19 protein-coding genes, 1 riboswitch and 1 other annotated feature are annotated in these 17,283 nt (G+C 43.1%); of the genes, 13 read left to right on the top strand and 6 right to left on the bottom strand.

Going from position 1 to position 17,283, the window contains the following annotated elements; all coding sequences use genetic code 11:
• Positions 1–126: 126 nt before the first annotated feature.
• Together ACTWQL_RS19105 and ACTWQL_RS19110 are read right to left on the bottom strand one after the other, a co-directional pair.
• Positions 127–699 (bottom strand): class I SAM-dependent methyltransferase, encoded by a 573-nt coding sequence (locus tag ACTWQL_RS19105; RefSeq protein WP_443144001.1) that lies wholly within the window; start codon positions 697–699, stop codon positions 127–129.
• Positions 696–1,661 carry a TIGR01212 family radical SAM protein gene (locus ACTWQL_RS19110; RefSeq protein WP_443144002.1) on the bottom strand — a complete coding sequence of 322 codons (966 nt, stop codon included), beginning with the start codon at positions 1,659–1,661 and terminating at the stop codon, positions 696–698. The genes ACTWQL_RS19105 and ACTWQL_RS19110 overlap by 4 nt, the downstream gene beginning before the upstream one ends.
• A 238-nt stretch (positions 1,662–1,899) precedes the next feature.
• Here ACTWQL_RS19110 and ACTWQL_RS19115 point away from each other — a divergent pair, with 238 nt between their 5' ends.
• The 8 genes from ACTWQL_RS19115 (at position 1,900) to ACTWQL_RS19150 (ending at position 9,310) form a co-directional block, all read left to right on the top strand.
• The gene (locus tag ACTWQL_RS19115) at positions 1,900–2,517 is read left to right on the top strand and encodes a phosphatase PAP2 family protein (RefSeq protein WP_443144003.1); all 618 of its coding nucleotides are present in this window, start codon (positions 1,900–1,902) and stop codon (positions 2,515–2,517) included.
• Between the two features lie 11 nt (positions 2,518–2,528).
• Positions 2,529–3,080, top strand: a complete 552-nt coding sequence (locus tag ACTWQL_RS19120; RefSeq protein ID WP_443144004.1) for an HD domain-containing protein — start codon at positions 2,529–2,531, stop codon at positions 3,078–3,080.
• Positions 3,081–3,181: 101 nt separating this feature from the next.
• Positions 3,182–3,407, top strand: a binding site (T-box leader).
• Between the two features lie 872 nt (positions 3,408–4,279).
• A complete protein-coding gene (gene leuS, locus ACTWQL_RS19125; protein ID WP_443144005.1) occupies positions 4,280–6,697 on the top strand; it encodes a leucine--tRNA ligase in 2,418 nt (805 codons plus the stop codon).
• A 74-nt stretch (positions 6,698–6,771) separates the two neighbouring features.
• A riboswitch (cobalamin riboswitch) is annotated at positions 6,772–6,966 on the top strand.
• A 144-nt stretch (positions 6,967–7,110) separates the two neighbouring features.
• Positions 7,111–7,584 carry an acyl-CoA thioesterase gene (locus ACTWQL_RS19130; RefSeq protein ID WP_443144006.1) on the top strand — a complete coding sequence of 158 codons (474 nt, stop codon included), beginning with the start codon at positions 7,111–7,113 and terminating at the stop codon, positions 7,582–7,584.
• A 234-nt stretch (positions 7,585–7,818) separates the two neighbouring features.
• The gene (locus tag ACTWQL_RS19135) at positions 7,819–8,127 is read left to right on the top strand and encodes a rhodanese-like domain-containing protein (RefSeq protein ID WP_443144007.1); all 309 of its coding nucleotides are present in this window, start codon (positions 7,819–7,821) and stop codon (positions 8,125–8,127) included.
• Positions 8,128–8,221: 94 nt separating this feature from the next.
• On the top strand, positions 8,222–8,491 hold the full coding sequence (locus ACTWQL_RS19140) for a rhodanese-like domain-containing protein (RefSeq protein WP_443144008.1): 270 nt from the start codon (positions 8,222–8,224) through the stop codon (positions 8,489–8,491).
• Between the two features lie 84 nt (positions 8,492–8,575).
• Positions 8,576–8,767 (top strand): sporulation protein Cse60, encoded by a 192-nt coding sequence (locus ACTWQL_RS19145; protein ID WP_443144009.1) that lies wholly within the window; start codon positions 8,576–8,578, stop codon positions 8,765–8,767.
• Positions 8,768–8,818: 51 nt separating this feature from the next.
• On the top strand, positions 8,819–9,310 hold the full coding sequence (locus ACTWQL_RS19150; RefSeq protein WP_443144010.1) for an NUDIX hydrolase: 492 nt from the start codon (positions 8,819–8,821) through the stop codon (positions 9,308–9,310).
• A 200-nt stretch (positions 9,311–9,510) separates the two neighbouring features.
• On the opposite strand, the gene ACTWQL_RS19155 is transcribed toward ACTWQL_RS19150, so the two are convergent.
• Positions 9,511–9,993, bottom strand: a complete 483-nt coding sequence (locus tag ACTWQL_RS19155; RefSeq protein ID WP_443144011.1) for a GNAT family N-acetyltransferase — start codon at positions 9,991–9,993, stop codon at positions 9,511–9,513.
• A gap of 19 nt (positions 9,994–10,012) precedes the next feature.
• Complete coding sequence (locus ACTWQL_RS19160) at positions 10,013–11,269, bottom strand: NAD(P)/FAD-dependent oxidoreductase (protein ID WP_443144012.1); 1,257 nt, start codon at positions 11,267–11,269, stop codon at positions 10,013–10,015.
• Between the two features lie 189 nt (positions 11,270–11,458).
• Here ACTWQL_RS19160 and ACTWQL_RS19165 point away from each other — a divergent pair, with 189 nt between their 5' ends.
• Entirely contained in the window at positions 11,459–11,839 is a 381-nt protein-coding gene (locus tag ACTWQL_RS19165) for a hypothetical protein (RefSeq protein WP_443144013.1), read from the top strand.
• A gap of 81 nt (positions 11,840–11,920) precedes the next feature.
• Positions 11,921–13,561 (top strand): putative polysaccharide biosynthesis protein, encoded by a 1,641-nt coding sequence (locus ACTWQL_RS19170; RefSeq protein WP_443144014.1) that lies wholly within the window; start codon positions 11,921–11,923, stop codon positions 13,559–13,561.
• Positions 13,562–13,607: 46 nt separating this feature from the next.
• Here ACTWQL_RS19170 and ACTWQL_RS19175 read toward each other — a convergent pair whose 3' ends face one another.
• The gene (locus ACTWQL_RS19175; protein WP_443144015.1) at positions 13,608–14,042 is read right to left on the bottom strand and encodes a DUF6884 domain-containing protein; all 435 of its coding nucleotides are present in this window, start codon (positions 14,040–14,042) and stop codon (positions 13,608–13,610) included.
• 91 nt (positions 14,043–14,133) lie between these two features.
• Here ACTWQL_RS19175 and ACTWQL_RS19180 point away from each other — a divergent pair, with 91 nt between their 5' ends.
• Both ACTWQL_RS19180 and ACTWQL_RS19185 read left to right on the top strand, forming a co-directional pair.
• The gene (locus tag ACTWQL_RS19180; RefSeq protein WP_443144016.1) at positions 14,134–14,856 is read left to right on the top strand and encodes a pseudouridine synthase; all 723 of its coding nucleotides are present in this window, start codon (positions 14,134–14,136) and stop codon (positions 14,854–14,856) included.
• Between the two features lie 65 nt (positions 14,857–14,921).
• Positions 14,922–15,560 carry a PRC-barrel domain-containing protein gene (locus ACTWQL_RS19185; RefSeq protein ID WP_443144017.1) on the top strand — a complete coding sequence of 213 codons (639 nt, stop codon included), beginning with the start codon at positions 14,922–14,924 and terminating at the stop codon, positions 15,558–15,560.
• A 131-nt stretch (positions 15,561–15,691) separates the two neighbouring features.
• Here ACTWQL_RS19185 and ACTWQL_RS19190 read toward each other — a convergent pair whose 3' ends face one another.
• The gene (locus ACTWQL_RS19190; RefSeq protein WP_443144018.1) at positions 15,692–15,910 is read right to left on the bottom strand and encodes a DeoR family transcriptional regulator; all 219 of its coding nucleotides are present in this window, start codon (positions 15,908–15,910) and stop codon (positions 15,692–15,694) included.
• Positions 15,911–16,251: 341 nt separating this feature from the next.
• Here ACTWQL_RS19190 and ACTWQL_RS19195 point away from each other — a divergent pair, with 341 nt between their 5' ends.
• Positions 16,252–17,265, top strand: a complete 1,014-nt coding sequence (locus tag ACTWQL_RS19195) for a potassium channel family protein (protein WP_443144019.1) — start codon at positions 16,252–16,254, stop codon at positions 17,263–17,265.
• Positions 17,266–17,283 lie beyond the last annotated feature (18 nt).

Genomic DNA, 17,283 nt, shown 5'->3' on the forward strand with positions numbered 1-17,283 from the left:
CTGTCCTAAAAGGAAAGTGTAAGATACCTCCAAAACAACATTCCGTATCAAAACCATGCTTTTTCTCAAAATGTTGTTACGTTCGGAGAGACTCACACACTTTTTGGACAGTCCCTTCTGTTTTGTTCACTTCTTCTCTATCGCCACCACGAATGGAGGATTGTTTTTCTGGTTGAGGAATTGATATTGAAGTACGTGGGCTTTTGACTGGTCCAAACTGTGTAAAAACGCCATCAGTGACTCTTTTTCATCCTGACCACCTTCATGCCCATAGTAAACCACAAGGACAATGAGCCCGCCTGGCATCAAAATCTCCATCAATCCTTCAATCGCCGCAAGAGTGGAATCTGGTTTTGTGATCACAGATTTATCGCTACCCGGTAAATAACCAAGGTTGAAAATTGCACCTTGAATTGACCCATGATCCTTATCATCCACACAATCTTTCACTTTAGCATGACTTTCATAGAACAACCGCGTACGATCGTCCAGCTTATTTTCTCGTAATCGATTTCGTGTCGCTTCGATTGCATCCTCCTGTATATCAAATCCATATACAAGTCCGTTTTCTCCGACCAACTCCGCTAAGAAATGCGTATCGTGTCCGTTTCCAACAGTTGCGTCTACGGCCACTCCACCAGACGTAACCACCTTTCCCAATAGTTCTTTTGCAAATGGGAGTACCCGGCTTAAAATCATGGAGCGGACACCTCGGATCTCTGATAGAACTTTCCTTGATAGCTGTCACGCCGGTCCAGTTCCGCTTCAATCGAATTCAGCACGTTCCATTTGTTCATGCTCCACATTGGGCCGATCAACAGCTCAGCAGGTCCATCCCCAGTCAATCGATGGACCATCATGTCAGGAGGGAGTACTTCCAACTGATCACATACAAGATTGATATACGTATCGAAGTCGAGGAAGTTTACCAACCCCTTTTCATATTGCTTCACCATAGGGGTTTTCTTCAACAAGTGCAATAGATGGATTTTTATGCCCTGCACATCAAGCTTTGCTACTTCCCTTGCAGTTTCCATCATCATTTCTGGTGTTTCCTGAGGCAGGCCGTCAATGATATGACAGCAGACCCTAATGCCATGCTTCCGAAGTTTGTTCACGCCGTCCACATAACACTGGTAATTGTGGGCTCGGTTGATGAGTTCTGCTGTTTCCTCATGAACCGTTTGAAGGCCAAGTTCCACCCAGAGGTAAGTCCGCTCATTAAGCTCTGCTAAATACTCGACCACATCTTCTGGCAGACAATCCGGTCGTGTTGCGATTGCAAGTCCGACGACACCTTCCTGCTCTAAAATGACTTCGAATTTTTCACGCAGTTCATCAACTGGAGCATAGGTGTTCGAAAAAGCCTGGAAGTAGCCGAGATATTTACCTTTCTTCCACTTATTATGCATGCGTTCTTTTACGGTATTGAATTGTTTGACGAGATCATCCCGACGGTTTCCAGCGAAATCCCCTGAACCGCTTTGGGAGCAGAAGGTGCAACCTCCAGAAGCGACTTTTCCGTCACGGTTCGGACAATCAAAGCCTCCATCAATCGGAATTTTGATGATCTTTTCACCGAAATGTTCTTTCAGATGTTTGTTCCATGTATAGTATCGTTTATCACCGAAGTGGGGAGGAACAGCGTTTTTGTTAAACATAAGAGTCCCTTTCCATGTTTCATATTTTCATTCTATGAGCATTTTAGCATGATGGCGGATGTACCGCCAAATGAGCTTTGAAGAATATTCGGCAACAGGCTTAGATCTGCCAAGTTTTCGTGATATTTACGCATAATATTCGTCCAAAAGGTGAAATACAATAAGAAGTGGAGAGAGGAGGGACTTTGTATTGGAGAAGAGCTCGTTTGGGCATTCAACCAGGTGGAAAAGCTACACCTTGTGGATTGTTATACTATTATTAGCGTTATTTTCTGTACTGGGTTTTCTGCATGATACGTTAACACGCTTCGACACTACTGTCATGCAGCACGTCTGGGGGATACGCTCAGAATGGTTGACCGATTTCCTCATTTTTATCACATATGTTGGATCTGCCTATGTATCGATTCCGATTCTGATTCTCCTCGGTGTCTATTTTCTTGTGAATAAACGAATCAAGCTTGCGTTGGTACTTATTTTCAACCTGATAGGGGTCCGGTTGGCGAACGGTCTTCTGAAAAATGGATTTGATCGGACGCGACCTGATGATAACCCGCTTCTCGATGTCGGCGGACTTAGTTTTCCAAGCGGTCATGCAATGAATTCTGCAGCATTCATAGGGTTCCTCGGTTATCTTATCTGGACGTATCTCAGTAAAAAGGGAAAACAGGCAGGATACGTTCTGGTTGCTGCATGGGCGCTTGTATTTCTGATCGGTTTCAGCCGCGTTTATTTAGGTGTTCACTTTCCAAGTGATGTAATTGCAGGCTTTTCTGCTGGAGGAATTTGGCTTATCCTTACCTTAGTGTTGTTAAGAGTTTTGATGCCTGAGCGGGGGATCAATAAGGTTGAATAGGGGGGATGTAAGTGAACAGGATCAAGGAGGCAGAGCAGCTTGCTGTTCAAGCGCATGAAGGGCAACTACGCAAATTATCAGGAGAGCCGTACGTCGTCCATCCGATAGCTGTCGGGAATATATTAAAAGAAGCAGGCTTTTCCGAAGACGTGATCATTGCCGGCTATCTTCACGATACTGTTGAAGACACAGAATTGGAATTCGATGATATTGAAAAAGCATTCGGTCATCGTGTTACAAAACTGGTGAAAGCAAATACAGAAGACAAAACGAAAACATGGCCAGAGAGGAAACAGCATACAGTCGAGTTTATACGAACCGCACCTTTAGAAGTAAAGGCGCTGATTGTTGCAGATAAACTTGATAATTTTAAAAGCTTGATCGAGTCCTTTAATCAAGATGGCGAAGCGATATGGGAAAAGTTCAAAGGCGATAAAGAAAAGCAAAGCTGGTATTACCGAAGTGTCGCCGCATGCGCATTGGAAGGTCTCACACCAGATGAAATCCCTCAATTTTTCTACATATATAAAATGATGGTCGACCAGTTTTTCGATAACGTATAAAAATCAGGAAAAAAGTCTACCCTGATATAAACCTATTTTCTCAAAAAAGCTTGACATTTTCTGAGAATCTGAATACAATACAAATTAAATTCTTCACAAATTCAAAGGCAATGAAGAGGAATAGTAAAATAGTCCACGGTCCAAGAGAGTTGGCGGCAGGTGAAAAGCCAACCCGAAAAGCTATTTGAACTCGCCTCCGAGCCATAAACGTGAACCCAAGTAGCGTTTATCGTCTCTCCGCGATAAGGAGCTAGAGTGAGTGCGAATTTGCACTAATGCGGGTGGTACCGCGGGAAGGTTATGTGTATCCAACCTCTCGTCCCTGATGTTGTATAAAATCAGTGGCGGGAGGTTTTATTATTTTCTGGTGATCGATAAGCATCGAATTTCTGCGTTAGCTTGTATCTACGATTCTCACTTAGCTACCACTAAGCTCCGAGTCTCGACCCTGCGCTGCCTTTAACTTCTCGCTTCTCACTCACCAGGTGTATTTGGGAGATAAGCTTCTGATCTCTGCGTTGTCTTGTTCCTTCGGTCCTCATTTAGCCCAAACTAAACTCCGGTCCTCGGAACTGCGACGTCTTGACCTCATCGCTTCTCTTTCCTAAAGGTTCTGGTGATCGATAAGCGTCGAATTTCTGCGTTAGCTTGTGTCTACGATTCAGTGAGAGTACACTATGCACCGGTGTCTACAAGATTTTTCTAAGGAGATGGATTACTCGGTGCAACTCGTAGTACTTCATGAAGTATCGCTGTAGCTCCGAGTCTCGACCCTGCGCTGCTTTGAACTTCTCGCTTCTCACTCACCAGGTGTATTTGGGAGATAAGCTTCTGATCTCTGCGTTGTCTTGTTCCTTCGGTCCTCATTTAGCTCAAACTAAACTCCGGTCCTCGGAACTGCGACGCCTTGACCTCATCGCTTCTCTTTTCTAAAGTGGAGATTAGGCGAGGCGGATGATCCGAAAGTTGCACGATTAATCTTGTAGATTGAATTGCTCAAGATAACACAGAAATTGCTCAAGATGACGTAAGAATTGCTCAAGATAACCCCGATTTTGCTCAAGATACCGCAATATTTGCTCAAGACAGCACAGAAATTGCGCAACAATGTGGAATTCGGGTGCTCAGCGCCCTTGATATACTTAGTACTACAGAGAAATCATACTTAAATCTTAAAAAATGGAATGGGAGTGGCAGTTATGGCTTTTGACCATATGAGAATTGAACGTAAATGGCAATCCTACTGGGAAGAAAACAAAACGTTCAAGACTGAATTTGAACCTGGGAAGAAGAAGTTTTACGCGTTGGATATGTTTCCGTATCCGTCTGGTGCTGGCTTGCACGTCGGCCATCCGGAAGGGTACACAGCGACTGACATTGTTGCACGAATGAAGCGGATGCAAGGTTATAATGTCCTACATCCGATCGGGTGGGATGCATTCGGTCTCCCAGCAGAGCAATATGCTTTGGATACAGGAAATGATCCTGCGGAGTTTACGGAACAGAACATTAACACGTTCCGCAGACAGATCAAGGAGCTTGGATTCTCATATGATTGGGATCGTGAAGTGAACACGACAGATCCGAACTACTATAAGTGGACGCAATGGATCTTCTTACAGCTTTATAAAAAAGGTCTTGCTTACGTGGATGAGGTACCAGTCAACTGGTGTCCAGCATTGGGGACGGTTCTTGCGAACGAGGAAGTCATCGATGGTAAGAGTGAGCGTGGCGGACATCCGGTAATCCGTAAGCCGATGAAACAATGGATGTTGAAAATCACGGCATATGCTGATCGTTTATTGGAAGACCTTGAAGAGCTTGATTGGCCAGAAAGCTTGAAGGAAATGCAACGTAACTGGATCGGACGTTCAGAAGGTGCAGAAATTACGTTCGATTTCGATGGCCATGATAAATCGGTTACGGTCTTTACAACTCGCCCTGATACATTGTTCGGTGCGACGTATATGGTGTTAGCGCCTGAACATTCCTATGTTGACGAAATTACAACGGCAGATCAAAAAGCCGCAGTTGATACTTATAAAAAGGAAATCGAAACGAAGAGTGATTTGGAGCGTACTGAACTAGCCAAAGAGAAGACAGGTGTGTTCACAGGAGCATACGCGACCAACCCTGCAAACGGTGAAAAAATTCCTGTCTGGATTGCCGATTATGTACTAGCTAGCTACGGAACTGGCGCAATCATGGCTGTTCCTGCACATGACGATCGTGACTATGAGTTCGCTACAAAATTTGAACTTCCGATCGTTGAAGTCGTCAAAGGCGGAGATGTATCGAAGGAAGCGTATACAGAAGATGGGGAGCTTGTAAACTCCGATTTTCTCAATGGTTTGAAAAAGGAAGAAGCGATTGCGAAAATGATCCAATGGCTTGAAGAAAACGGTAAAGGTGAAAAGAAAGTGACCTACCGTCTTCGCGATTGGTTGTTCAGCCGTCAGCGATATTGGGGGGAGCCGATCCCGATTATCCACTGGGAAGATGGCACGAGCAGTGCTGTTCCAGAAGAAGAGTTGCCATTGACGCTTCCGAAAACAGACAACATCAAGCCTTCAGGAACTGGCGAGTCACCGCTTGCGAATATCGAAGACTGGGTGAATGTCGTCGATCCTGAAACCGGTAAAAAAGGACGCCGTGAAACGAATACGATGCCGCAATGGGCGGGAAGCTGCTGGTATTACCTTCGTTATATCGATCCAGATAATAACGAACAGCTTGCTTCAGAAGAAAAGTTGAAGCATTGGCTTCCGGTCGACCTTTATATCGGTGGAGCAGAGCATGCGGTACTTCACTTGTTGTATGCTCGTTTCTGGCATAAAGTCTTGTACGATTGCGGAGTGGTTCCAACAAAAGAGCCGTTCCAGCGTCTTTATAACCAGGGCATGATCCTTGGTGAAAACAACGAGAAGATGAGTAAGTCGAAGGGGAATGTTGTCAATCCGGACGAAGTCGTGAACACACATGGTGGAGACACGTTACGTCTTTACGAAATGTTCATGGGACCACTTGATGCGAGCATTGCTTGGTCTGAAAATGGATTGGATGGCTCCCGACGCTTCTTGGATCGTGTATGGCGTCTATTTGTAGAAGAGGACGGTACGGTGTCTGGTAAAATTCAAGATGTAGAGCCGAACGAGCAGTTTGAGAGGGTTTATCATCAGACGGTGAAAAAAGTTTCTGACGACTTTGCGGAGTTACGCTTCAACGTTGGGATTTCCCAAATGATGGTCTTCATCAACGAAGCGTATAAGCAGGATGTTTTGCCGAAACCATTGATGGAAGGATTCATCCAGTTGTTGTCTCCAGTTGCTCCTCATATCGCAGAGGAAATTTGGGAGAAGCTCGGTCATACTGAAACGATCACGTATTCGAACTGGCCATCGTTCGACGAATCGAAGCTTACAGAGAATGAAGTGGAAATTGTCGTCCAAATCAACGGTAAAGTCAGAGCGAAATTGATGGTTCCAACAGACGCTGATAAAGGTCAATTAGAAGAGATTGCATTGGCGGACGATAAGGTAAAAGAAAACATCGACGGTAAAACGGTTCGCAAAGTCATTGCAGTACCTGGCAAGTTAGTCAACATCGTCGCAAATTAATATTTGTAGAGATTGATCTCGATTACGAGGTCAATCTTTTTTTGAAATGCTATAATGGGTAAGTGTAAGTATAATTTCATACCTTGCTTTATGGTGGACTGATGTTCAGGATCAGTTCTTAATAGGGAAGCCGGTGAGAGGCCGGCGCGGTCCCGCCACTGTAAGGTCGAGGTTCCAACAACATGCCACTGTTCCTCCAGGGAATGGGAAGGGTAGCTTTGGAACTGATGAAGCCGAGCCAGGAGACCTGCCATAAGGAAGAACACAGAAATTCCTACGGGAGATAGGAGGGTGTTACGTGCAAGAACGACGATGGAAGTACCATGCTGTAGCTGGTTTTGATCCTCTTCGACTTTAAGCGGCATCTTCTTTGGTGGAAGGTGCTTTTATTATTGTAAAATGGAGGGGTCAGAATGGAAGAAGCATATCCAGTTGAACGTTCGAGAATTATTCAGACAAAATTGGTTTTACCCCCGGATACGAATCATCTACAGACGATATTCGGAGGAAAGGTTTTATCTTACATTGATGAGATAGCAGCACTATCTGCGATGAAGCATTCAAACAGTGTCGTTGTAACAGCATCAATTGATTCGGTCGACTTTTTGTCATCTGCTAAAGTTGGGGATGCTCTCGGGCTTGAAGCTTTTGTGACGTCTACCGGCAGGACATCTATGGAAGTTTACGTGAAAGTGTTCTCATCCAATCTATTAACTGACGAAAAGACGCTGACGACAGAATCTTTTCTGACAATGGTCGCAGTGGACTCAGCTGGGAAACCGATGCCAGTTCCGAAGGTCATTCCTGAAACACCAGAGGAAAGGCGACTTTATCAGACCGCACCCGCGCGAAAAGAAAATCGCAAAAGAAGAGCGATGATCCGTTGAATATTTTAGGCCAGCTGCTATTGTAGCTGGCTTTTACTTTTGAAATTTTCGGTTTATCGACGAACTTCAAATTCCCGTCGATAAAGTTCCGTATTTTGTAATTAAACCTCGATCTTTACTTCCATCTTAAAATCTGAAATCAATTCCTTTACTTTTGTTAGTGAAGTTCGTAAAATAAGTGGCGGAATGATCAAAATAAAGCATGATGATATAGATATTGAAAGGGTGTTGAGCATGGAAAATGAACTAAATACGATTACGCCTGCAGAAGTTGAAAAGCTTTTGAAGGAAGGGAAGAAAATCTCCATCATAGATGTTCGTGAAGATGAAGAAGTGGTAGCAGGGAAGATTCCTGAAGCGAAGCATATCCGCTTGATGGAAATTCCCGACCGTTTAAAGGAAATTGAAAAAGATCAAGAACACATCATGGTTTGCCGTTCGGGTAGACGCAGTGAAAATGCAGGACTGTTCTTGCAAGAGCAAGGCTTTAAAGTAAAGAACATGGTAGGCGGCATGCTTGAGTGGGAAGGCGAAACAAAATAATTTATCAAGAGAAAGGGGAAACGGAGAGATGATTTGGGGAGTAACCCTGTTCGTGTTAGCTATATACATCTTCTTCTCCTATCTACTTCCTTTTATGAAACTGAAAACATTTCAACAAGAGGCTGTAGACCAGAATGACTTTTGCATGATCGATGTGCGTGATTATCAATCTTCTTATCGGAATCCCTTTCCGATCATGACAAAAAACATTCCGCTGTCCTACCTGTCCCGGACGACCAAAGAGGAAGAAATCTGCGATCGGGATATCGTCGTTATTGCAGAATCCAAGTATGTTGCAGCCATGGCGGCGCGGATTTTAAAGCGGAAAACAGATCGATTCATTTATTATGTAACGGTTTCCTGACAAAAGTAGAAGTCTTTCGTCAAAGGATTTCAGGCACCCTCGGGTGAATTTTACGTTGAACGTATAATTCAGGGGGGTGTTTTTTTGTTGCAGGTCAAACTCTTTGAAGCAGAACATGAGCAGGATCTAGAAGACGAGATCAATGAATTTCTCACCCAGCTGCATGAATCAAAGTTCATTGATATTAAGTACGAAGTCTCGATGGCTGTTGATGAAGACACGGAAGACTTCGAATCTCTTTACAGTTTTTCAGCAATGATCCTTTATCGGGCATGATGGATGGAATAATGATAGACTAATAGGAAAACGGTTTGGGTGTGTGAAGACATGATTCGCTTTTGTATATGTTTTCTGATAAAAGGATCTCAAGTTTTGATGCTCAATCGCAACAAAGCACCGAACAAAGGCTTGTGGAATGGGGTCGGTGGAAAGCTCGAGCTAGATGAAACCCCTGAACAAAGCGTCATCCGTGAGGTGTCAGAGGAAACAGGTTATCGTATCTCTTCGCCATATTATGGGGGAATCGTCCGTTGGGAAGTTGACGATAAGGAAATCGGGGGAATGCATGTTTTTATCGTAAACATATCAGACGAGGTCACCTATCCGACTCCTGAAAAAATGGATGAAGGGATCCTGGACTGGAAGGAATTGTCCTGGGTGCTTGATGAAGATAACCAGGGAGTCGTCAGCAACATCAGGCACTTTCTCCCCGATATGTTGCAAGGCAAAGAAGCTTCTGACTATCTGTGCATCTACCGGGATGGCAGACTGTCGCATGTAAAAGAAATGAGGCTGGGACAAATGAATTTTGTTCAATAGAAAACCGGGACAATTTGTCCAGATTTTCTTTAGTGATCAATAAATGAAGGCACCGCTTCGTCAACAACCTTCGCTTTCCGCGGGCACGGCCTCAGCCTCCTCAGAAAGCACAAACCGCTTTCTTCCGGGTTCTTCGACTCGTGCTGTTCCCCCAGGAGTCTACGGATGTTGCCTACGCTTTTCGTCTTTCATGTTATGGTTCATCTTTTCTGTTGGCAGTTATAGTTTTGTCCCCGACTCCTATATACCTCTTCAGCTTTTCTTCGGATACCCATCAAGCCATTATCATCGTTGTCCAAAACTTCGAAACCGAATTGTTTGTAAAGTCCATGAGCATCTTTCGTAACTAGCATCAATCTTCTTAACTTTTGTAAATCAGGATGAGTCATGATTTCAGACATCATCCATTTGGATAGACCCTGTCCTCGATGGCGTTCATCAACAAACACATCGGCCAAATAACCGAACGTCGCATAGTCCGTGATAACTCTAGCGAACCCGACCTGTTTCCCATTTTGGAACAGACCAAAACAAAGCGAGTTCTGGACGGATTTTTCAACCGTTTCAACATCAATCCCTTTTGCCCAATAAGATTCTTCGCTTAGATAGTGATGGATGTAGTGAAGGTCCATTTCTTTTTGATCCATTGAAAGAAGGTATTCACCTTTGTAACTGTACCCCATATCCCAATCTCCCTCTAAGTTAATCTTTTGCTGCATTCGTGCCTGCAAGATGTCCGGTCACGAACGCGCACGTAATGTTGTAGCCTCCTGTATAGCCGTGGATGTCCAGGATTTCACCGCAAAAATACAAGTTCGGAACGAATTTTGACCGCATCGTCTTCGGTTCCACTTCCTTTGTCGAAACCCCTCCGCCCGTTACGAAAGCTTTTTCAATCGGTAATGTACCATTCACTTTGAACGTGAAGCCCTTTACCAATTTGGCGAACTCGCGTAAAGCAGTATGTGAGAGTTGACTGTAGACTGTATCAAGGCTGATTCCCGCTTTTTCAAGCAAAAAGTGGAGGTACCTCTCTGGAATCCATCCCTTCAAAACGTTCTTGATCGCCTTTTTCGGTTCTCCCTTCAACATAGCCATCAATTCCTGGAAAATTTCTTCTGCATTTTTGTTCGGCATGAGATCGATATTCATTGAGACATACCCATCTTTACTCTTTTTCAATGCTTTGACGACGAATTGACTACAGCGGAGTACTGCGGGACCGGATATTCCGAGATGAGTGAAGATCATGTCCATCCGATGAGTGATGATCGGTTTACCATTCGGTTTCAGGACACTTAAGGCGACATCACGAAGGGACAATCCCTGAAGGGTCTTTTCTTTAATGAATCTTTCATCCGAAGTAAGCGGAACTTCAGTCGGGTAAAGATCAGTAATCATGTGGCCAGCATCTTTTGCCCATGCATAACCATCCCCGGTGGAACCTGTATGCGGTACAGATTTACCTCCAACTGCGATGATCACTGCTCTGGAAAATATCTTTTCGCCATTCTTCAAATTGATTCCTTTTGCTTTTTTTCCTTCATAGATCACTTTATTGACGTCGGTTTTTGTACGGATGTCGACACCCAGCTCTTTAATCTTCTTAAGCATGGCATCAACGACAGACTGCGCCTTGTCATTCACAGGGAACATGCGCCCGTGGTCTTCTTCCTTCAAACGGATACCAAGCCCTTCAAAAAAGGAGATGATGTCTTCATTGTTGAAGATGTTGAAGGCACTGTAGAGGAATTTGCCGTTTCCAGGCACGTGTTTGATGATTTCTTCAATCGGAAGCCGGTTTGTGACATTACACCGGCCACCGCCAGAAATGGCAAGCTTTCTGCCAAGTTTATCTCCTTTATCGATCAATAAGACGGAGGCACCGTTTGAAGCACCTGCAACAGCTGCCATCAAGCCTGAAGGACCGCCGCCTATGATAATGACATCGTATTTCATAAGTACACCTACTTTTATTTATACTTAAAGAAAGTATAAAACACTTTCTTCAGTATAAGTGCAACTATGGCTCAGCCTTCACCAAGGATTGGCTTTGCCATGTTTTCTTTATCTCCTCTGTAAGATACCATGTTTATAGTACGTGTTCCAAATGTTATAAAAATTAGAGCAAGGAGGCTTGTTCGATCTATGGACAATCAATACACCCCATCTGTGACAGAAGCTTATATGCCAGAAGATGGCGGATGGACCACCTTTAGAGAAACTCCTGTATTATTACTATCGTTTCCAAAATTTGATCAACTCGTTCAAATCGACAATAGAGGGTATTCTTATGTATGGTTATATGACGAGGGGATGGAGGGCCATGTGTTTTGTTTCAAACTTAACAGCGGAGAAGAGCGTGCACTGCTTTTCAAAAATGATCATGCCGGTAAGCTGCTTCTAGAGCAAGAGGCTCAAGCTCTTTTTCATATCGCTTTGACCTCGACGATGCTCGAGGAAATGGACGATGATACACCATTATTATGGCTGCCGAACATAGAGTTCACTCCAAGACCGACACCTTAAAGAAAAGCTTTAGCGAAAGCTATCATACTATGGTAAAATACATAGGATTATACGAAATGGCATTGGGAGTTGGAACGTTATATGTCAAAGTTGATACGTGGCACGTTGATTTTAACAGCGGCTACTTTCTTTTCTAAATTTCTAGGGTTGATTTTTGTCATCCCGTTCGAATGGTTAGTGGAAACGGATAAGGTTTCCGGTGGGGCACTTTACAGTTATGCGTACACCCCCTACACGGTTTTCTTAAGTATTTCCACTCTGGGACTGCCGTTAGCGGTCTCGAAGTTCGTGTCGAAATATAATGCGTTAGGGGATTATGTGACCGGCAGACGGCTTTTGAAATCAGGACTTCTGGTGATGTCGATCAGTGGTTTCTTCGCGTTTCTACTGTTGTTTTCCCTGGCTGAATGGATTGCGAGCATACTGGTCAGCAGAGGTGGAACTAGAGGGAACTCTTTAGAAGACGTAACCATGGTGATTCGCTTAGTTTCTACAGCGCTTATCATTGTACCGATCATGAGCTTGATCAGAGGCTACTTCCAGGGATTCCAGTCAATGGGGCCTACAGGACTTTCACAGGTAATCGAGCAAGTCGTACGGATCGGTTTCATCCTTGTCAGTGCATTTTTAGTCATGGTCGTATTCAAGGGCGAAGTAAGTACGGCTGTAGGATTCGCAACATTTGCCGCATTTATCGGTGCGTTCGCATCACTGGTTGTTTTACTGTGGTACTGGAAAAAGCGGAAGCCGCATCTTAATAAATTGTTGAAAGATAGTGTGGATCATAAGATTTCCTTGCCGAAAATGTATAAGGAATTAATTAAGTATGCGATACCGTTTGTAGCAGTTGGGTTGGCGATCCCGATCTATCAATTAATCGATATGATGACAATCACTAAAGCTCTGCAACACGGACTCGGCTATGGTTATGGAAAAGCAGAGTCCTATTATGCCGTATTACAGATGTATTCTCAAAAATTGATCATGATTCCTGTCTCATTGGCGACTGGACTTGCGTTGACGGTCATTCCTTTGATCACTACGCTGTACACGAAAAAAGACTTTACAGTCCTGCAAAGTCAAATCACGAAGATATTTGAAATCGTACTTTTCTTGACTGTGCCGGCTGGTATTGGACTGGCATTGCTTGGATTGCCAGCATATTCGTTGTTATTTTCGAACAACATTGAAATCGGAGGCATGGTTCTTTCATGGTATGCACCAACGGCGATCGTCTTTGCGCTGTTCACAGTAACAGCAGCCATCCTCCAGGGGATCAACAAACAAAAATTTGCCGTATATAGTTTGTTGATGGGGATTTTCGTGAAATTGAGCCTGAACTATATCCTGATTGCGAACATAGGTATCGCTGGTGCAATCATTGGAACCAATCTAGGCTATCTATTATCAATTGTAATCAATGTCGTAATCATCAAAAAGTATGCTAAATATCAATTCAGACCTGTATTCAAACGCTCTATTTTGATTGGAATGTTCATAGGAATGATGGTGATTGCGGTTATTCTTGCTAAATGGGGAATTGAATCAATCGTAGGAACTGATTATAGAAGTACGTTTACTTCCTTATCCGTCCTGTTGATAAGTGTACTGGCAGGAGCAGGAGTCTATCTCTATATGAGTTATTTCTCGGGGCTCCTACAACACATTTTCGGAGATCGGATCGAACGAATTTTCAAACGTAAAAAAGCACGATCAAATTAAGGCCTTTTTTCCGAAAGGCCTTTTCTTTTGCATTAAAAATGAATTTTTATTCTGAGTTGCTTAATTGTTTATCAAACCAGGCAAGTTGTTGACCGATGCCAAGCCCTTTCATTGGTATCTCATATTCAAATCCCTTTTGCTCGAGTTGCGGCTCCAAATGATCTCGATATACTTTACCGCCATGGAGATAGACGATGACCTCTTCAGGGGATTCATACTTCAAAAATGTATCGATTACATTTCTTGCCCACACTTTCTTTTCCATGATAGAAAATGTCTTGATAGACAGATCATAGGGCTCCAATGTCTGATTGGGTAAAAGTAGTCCGTCTTTTGCATTATAAAAATAGAAACGGTCATAATGTTCTTTTGCATACTGCATTGATTTTTGGAACAATGGGCTTGTATAAAATTCAAGCACGGGTGCAGGATGGTCCAATTTTTTTCTGCCTGTAGCAAGTAAGCCGATTGATCGTTTCAATGGTACCCCTCCTTTTGGACTATTTTTATTTTATTATACACTTAAATGGAAAAAATAAGCTACAATTTTACATTTGTTGGGAGGTTATTGCGTGAGGATCGACAAGTTATTAGCAAATATGAACTACGGAAGTCGAAAAGAAGTTAAGAAACTGCTGAAAAACGGTCTGGTAAAAGTGAACGGTGAAATCTTGAAGGATGGAAAATCTCACGTTGAACCTGAAACGGATACGATCACAGTCGGTGAGGAGATTGTTCATTATGTAAAACACATCTATGTAATGATGAATAAACCGAATGGGGTCATATCTGCTACGGAAGACAATCATCATAGGACGGTCGTTGATCTCTTATGGGAAGAAGTGGCTTTACATAAACCATTTCCAGTAGGCCGTCTTGATAAAGATACTGAGGGTTTATTGATTTTGACGAACGATGGCCAGCTTTCCCATCGGTTGCTGGCTCCAAAAAAGCACGTGCCGAAAACATACTATGCGAAAATCGATGGCACTGTAACTGAAGACGATCGTTTCCTTTTTAAAAAGGGTGTGGAGCTGGATGATGGATATGTAACAAAGCCAGCTGAGCTGAAAATCCTCATGAGTGATACCCACTCTGAAATTGAGTTGACGATTATGGAAGGCAAATTTCATCAAGTGAAGCGAATGTTTGAAGCAGTCGGTAAAAAGGTCACTTATTTGAAAAGACTGCAAATGGGATCATTGAAGCTGGACCCGTCCCTTTCGCCGGGGCAATACCGACCGCTAACAACAGATGAAATCAAACTGTTAGAAAACGATTCTCCAAGTCCCTGAGAGTTTTATACCCGCTGCAGAAGGGTATTAATCAAACATACTTGAAAAAAAAAGGAGAATCTAAAATGCTGATATTCGGTAAAGATATCCTGAATCAGAAAATCGTAACGAATGAAAATGAAGAATCTTCGAAAAGAAAAGTAGAGGATTTGCTTCTAAATAAGAAAACATATGATTTAGATTATCTTCTTTTTGTAGAAAAGAATCCGGAAAAATTTGATGAGCCGAACCGTGTCGAGTCATCCATGGACAATGTGGTCAATAGTGCTGGAGGTCAAGCTGCTACAAATACTCCGCCAGTAACATCAGACGATACCTTTTCAAAAAGTTACAACAAAGAAACACGGTATATCTCTTTCAAAGATGTGACGGAGCTGACAGAGCATTATGTGAGTATAACAGGAGTCGAACAACAGCTTCATGATCCAGTCGAGTCGATTGCAACCTCGTCAATCGTGGGCAAAAAAGTCAAGACAGAAAGCGATGAGACATTAGGGAAAGTGATTGATGTCGTCATTGACTGGGATCACAGAAGGGTCGTAGGTCTGGCGCTTGCGGAAGGATTCTGGGCGAAGCTTGTATCCGAAGAGAACCGGTTCATGCGTCTGGAAGAAACGATGGACTGGGGTCCAGACCATATCATCGTACCAAATCACTTTAAAGACCACCTTGTTGAGAGTATGAATGAAATCTATCCAAGGTAGCAAGCGGTGAATGCTGAAGATAAATCAAAAAAACTGGCTCCAATCTCAATGGTTTATCGAGGTTGGGGCCAGTTTCTTTACCTTTATATGGCTCAGCCAGGTTAAGGTTTGGCTTTGCCAGGTTCTTTCATTTACGCTAATTTCACTTTTTTAGATGTCGTTTGCCATTTTCCCCTTGTTGGGCTTGACACCAAATTATTGTACGTTAGTACGTTTAAATCTCGCTGAATCGTTCTTTGTGTCGTACCGAATTCGTCGACAAGCTGTTGTGTTGTGACCGTACCACTTTCATTGATAAACATATAGATCGCTTTAACACGGTTCAACATACGTTCAGTCGTAGGACTCAAACAACCACTCCTTACCTTTTTTGCACTGCTACCTTACAACTTCAGTGTACCCACTGAGTGTTAATATACTATTAAAGTTTTGTTTAAATATTCAAAAAATTATGATTGCAGATACACTGGCCAAAAAGCGCTTGTCATAGGATACTGATGAAAAAGAGATGTGACTGACTGCCCTTCCAAGTCAGATTTCCGCAATACTCCACTGTACTTCTCATTTTCGAGTGGATTTCGGATAATAACTCCCCCACCTCCTAGTTAGAAATATTGTATAATAATTCTGTGAATAATTCAAAGTGTGTATCCATAATTTGTGTTATTGTCGTAATGGAAGGAGGAAAGCTGTGTTACTATTAAAACGATTTTGGGTGAGTGTCATCAAACTGAATACATTTTTCATTTTTTTATCAAGTCTGATTTTGATCGTAGGAAGTACGTGGATCATGGGTTTGATCGAGCCAGAGACATTTTCCAACCCATTCGATGCCTTTTGGTGGGTAATGACAACAGTAACGACTGTCGGCTATGGGGATTTCTATCCAAGTTCTGTCGGAGGTCGTATCTATGCTGTCTTTTTATACATAATCGGTATTGGGTTGATTGGAGTTGTCATCGGAAAAGTAGTAGATGGTTTTGCAATGATCAGGCGCAGGAAGGAGGAAGGGTTGTTGGACTATAAATACGAAGGACATATTGTCATCATTGGCTGGTCGCAAAAAGCGCGATTCGCGATAGAAGAAATTTTACAATCAGAAGATATCGATGAGGTGGTCATCATCGATCAATTACCGAAGTCACCCTATCTACATGAAAATGTCCATTACATCCAGGGGGACGCGGCACATGAAGAGGTACTCCTGCAGGCGAATCTACCAGGAGCCAAGTCAGTATTGCTCTTTGCCGATGACACAATCAAAGATCCTCTGCTTACGGATGGAAAGACATTATTGATCGTTACAACGATTGAAAGGCTCTCTCCAGAAATCCATAGTACCGTTGAAATCTTGAATGAGAGCCATATCAAAAACTTCCGCCATGTAAAAGTGGACGAGTTCATCCTATCGAACGAGACGATTTCACGATTGGCTGTCCGTTCAGCGATTACAAACGGAATTTCAAAAATATACAGTCAGTTGATGAGCCGCGGTATCGGGGACAATCTTTATGAAATCAATCGAAAACCGCACTGGAAAATTTATCAGAATGCTTTTGATGAGTTGAGCAAAGAGGGCGCAACCTTAATTGCGGATGGGGATAGGATGGATATCAATCGCAGGAGGGATGAAGCTATTCCTGCACATGCAAGGTTGTTCGTCATCTGTGATCGTGAAACATACGAAAAAATTCAAGCTTCTTAATGATCAGAGGGATGTGAC

The organism is Pseudalkalibacillus sp. R45 (genome assembly GCF_052246725.1).
Lineage (GTDB): Bacteria > Bacillota > Bacilli > Bacillales > Fictibacillaceae > Pseudalkalibacillus.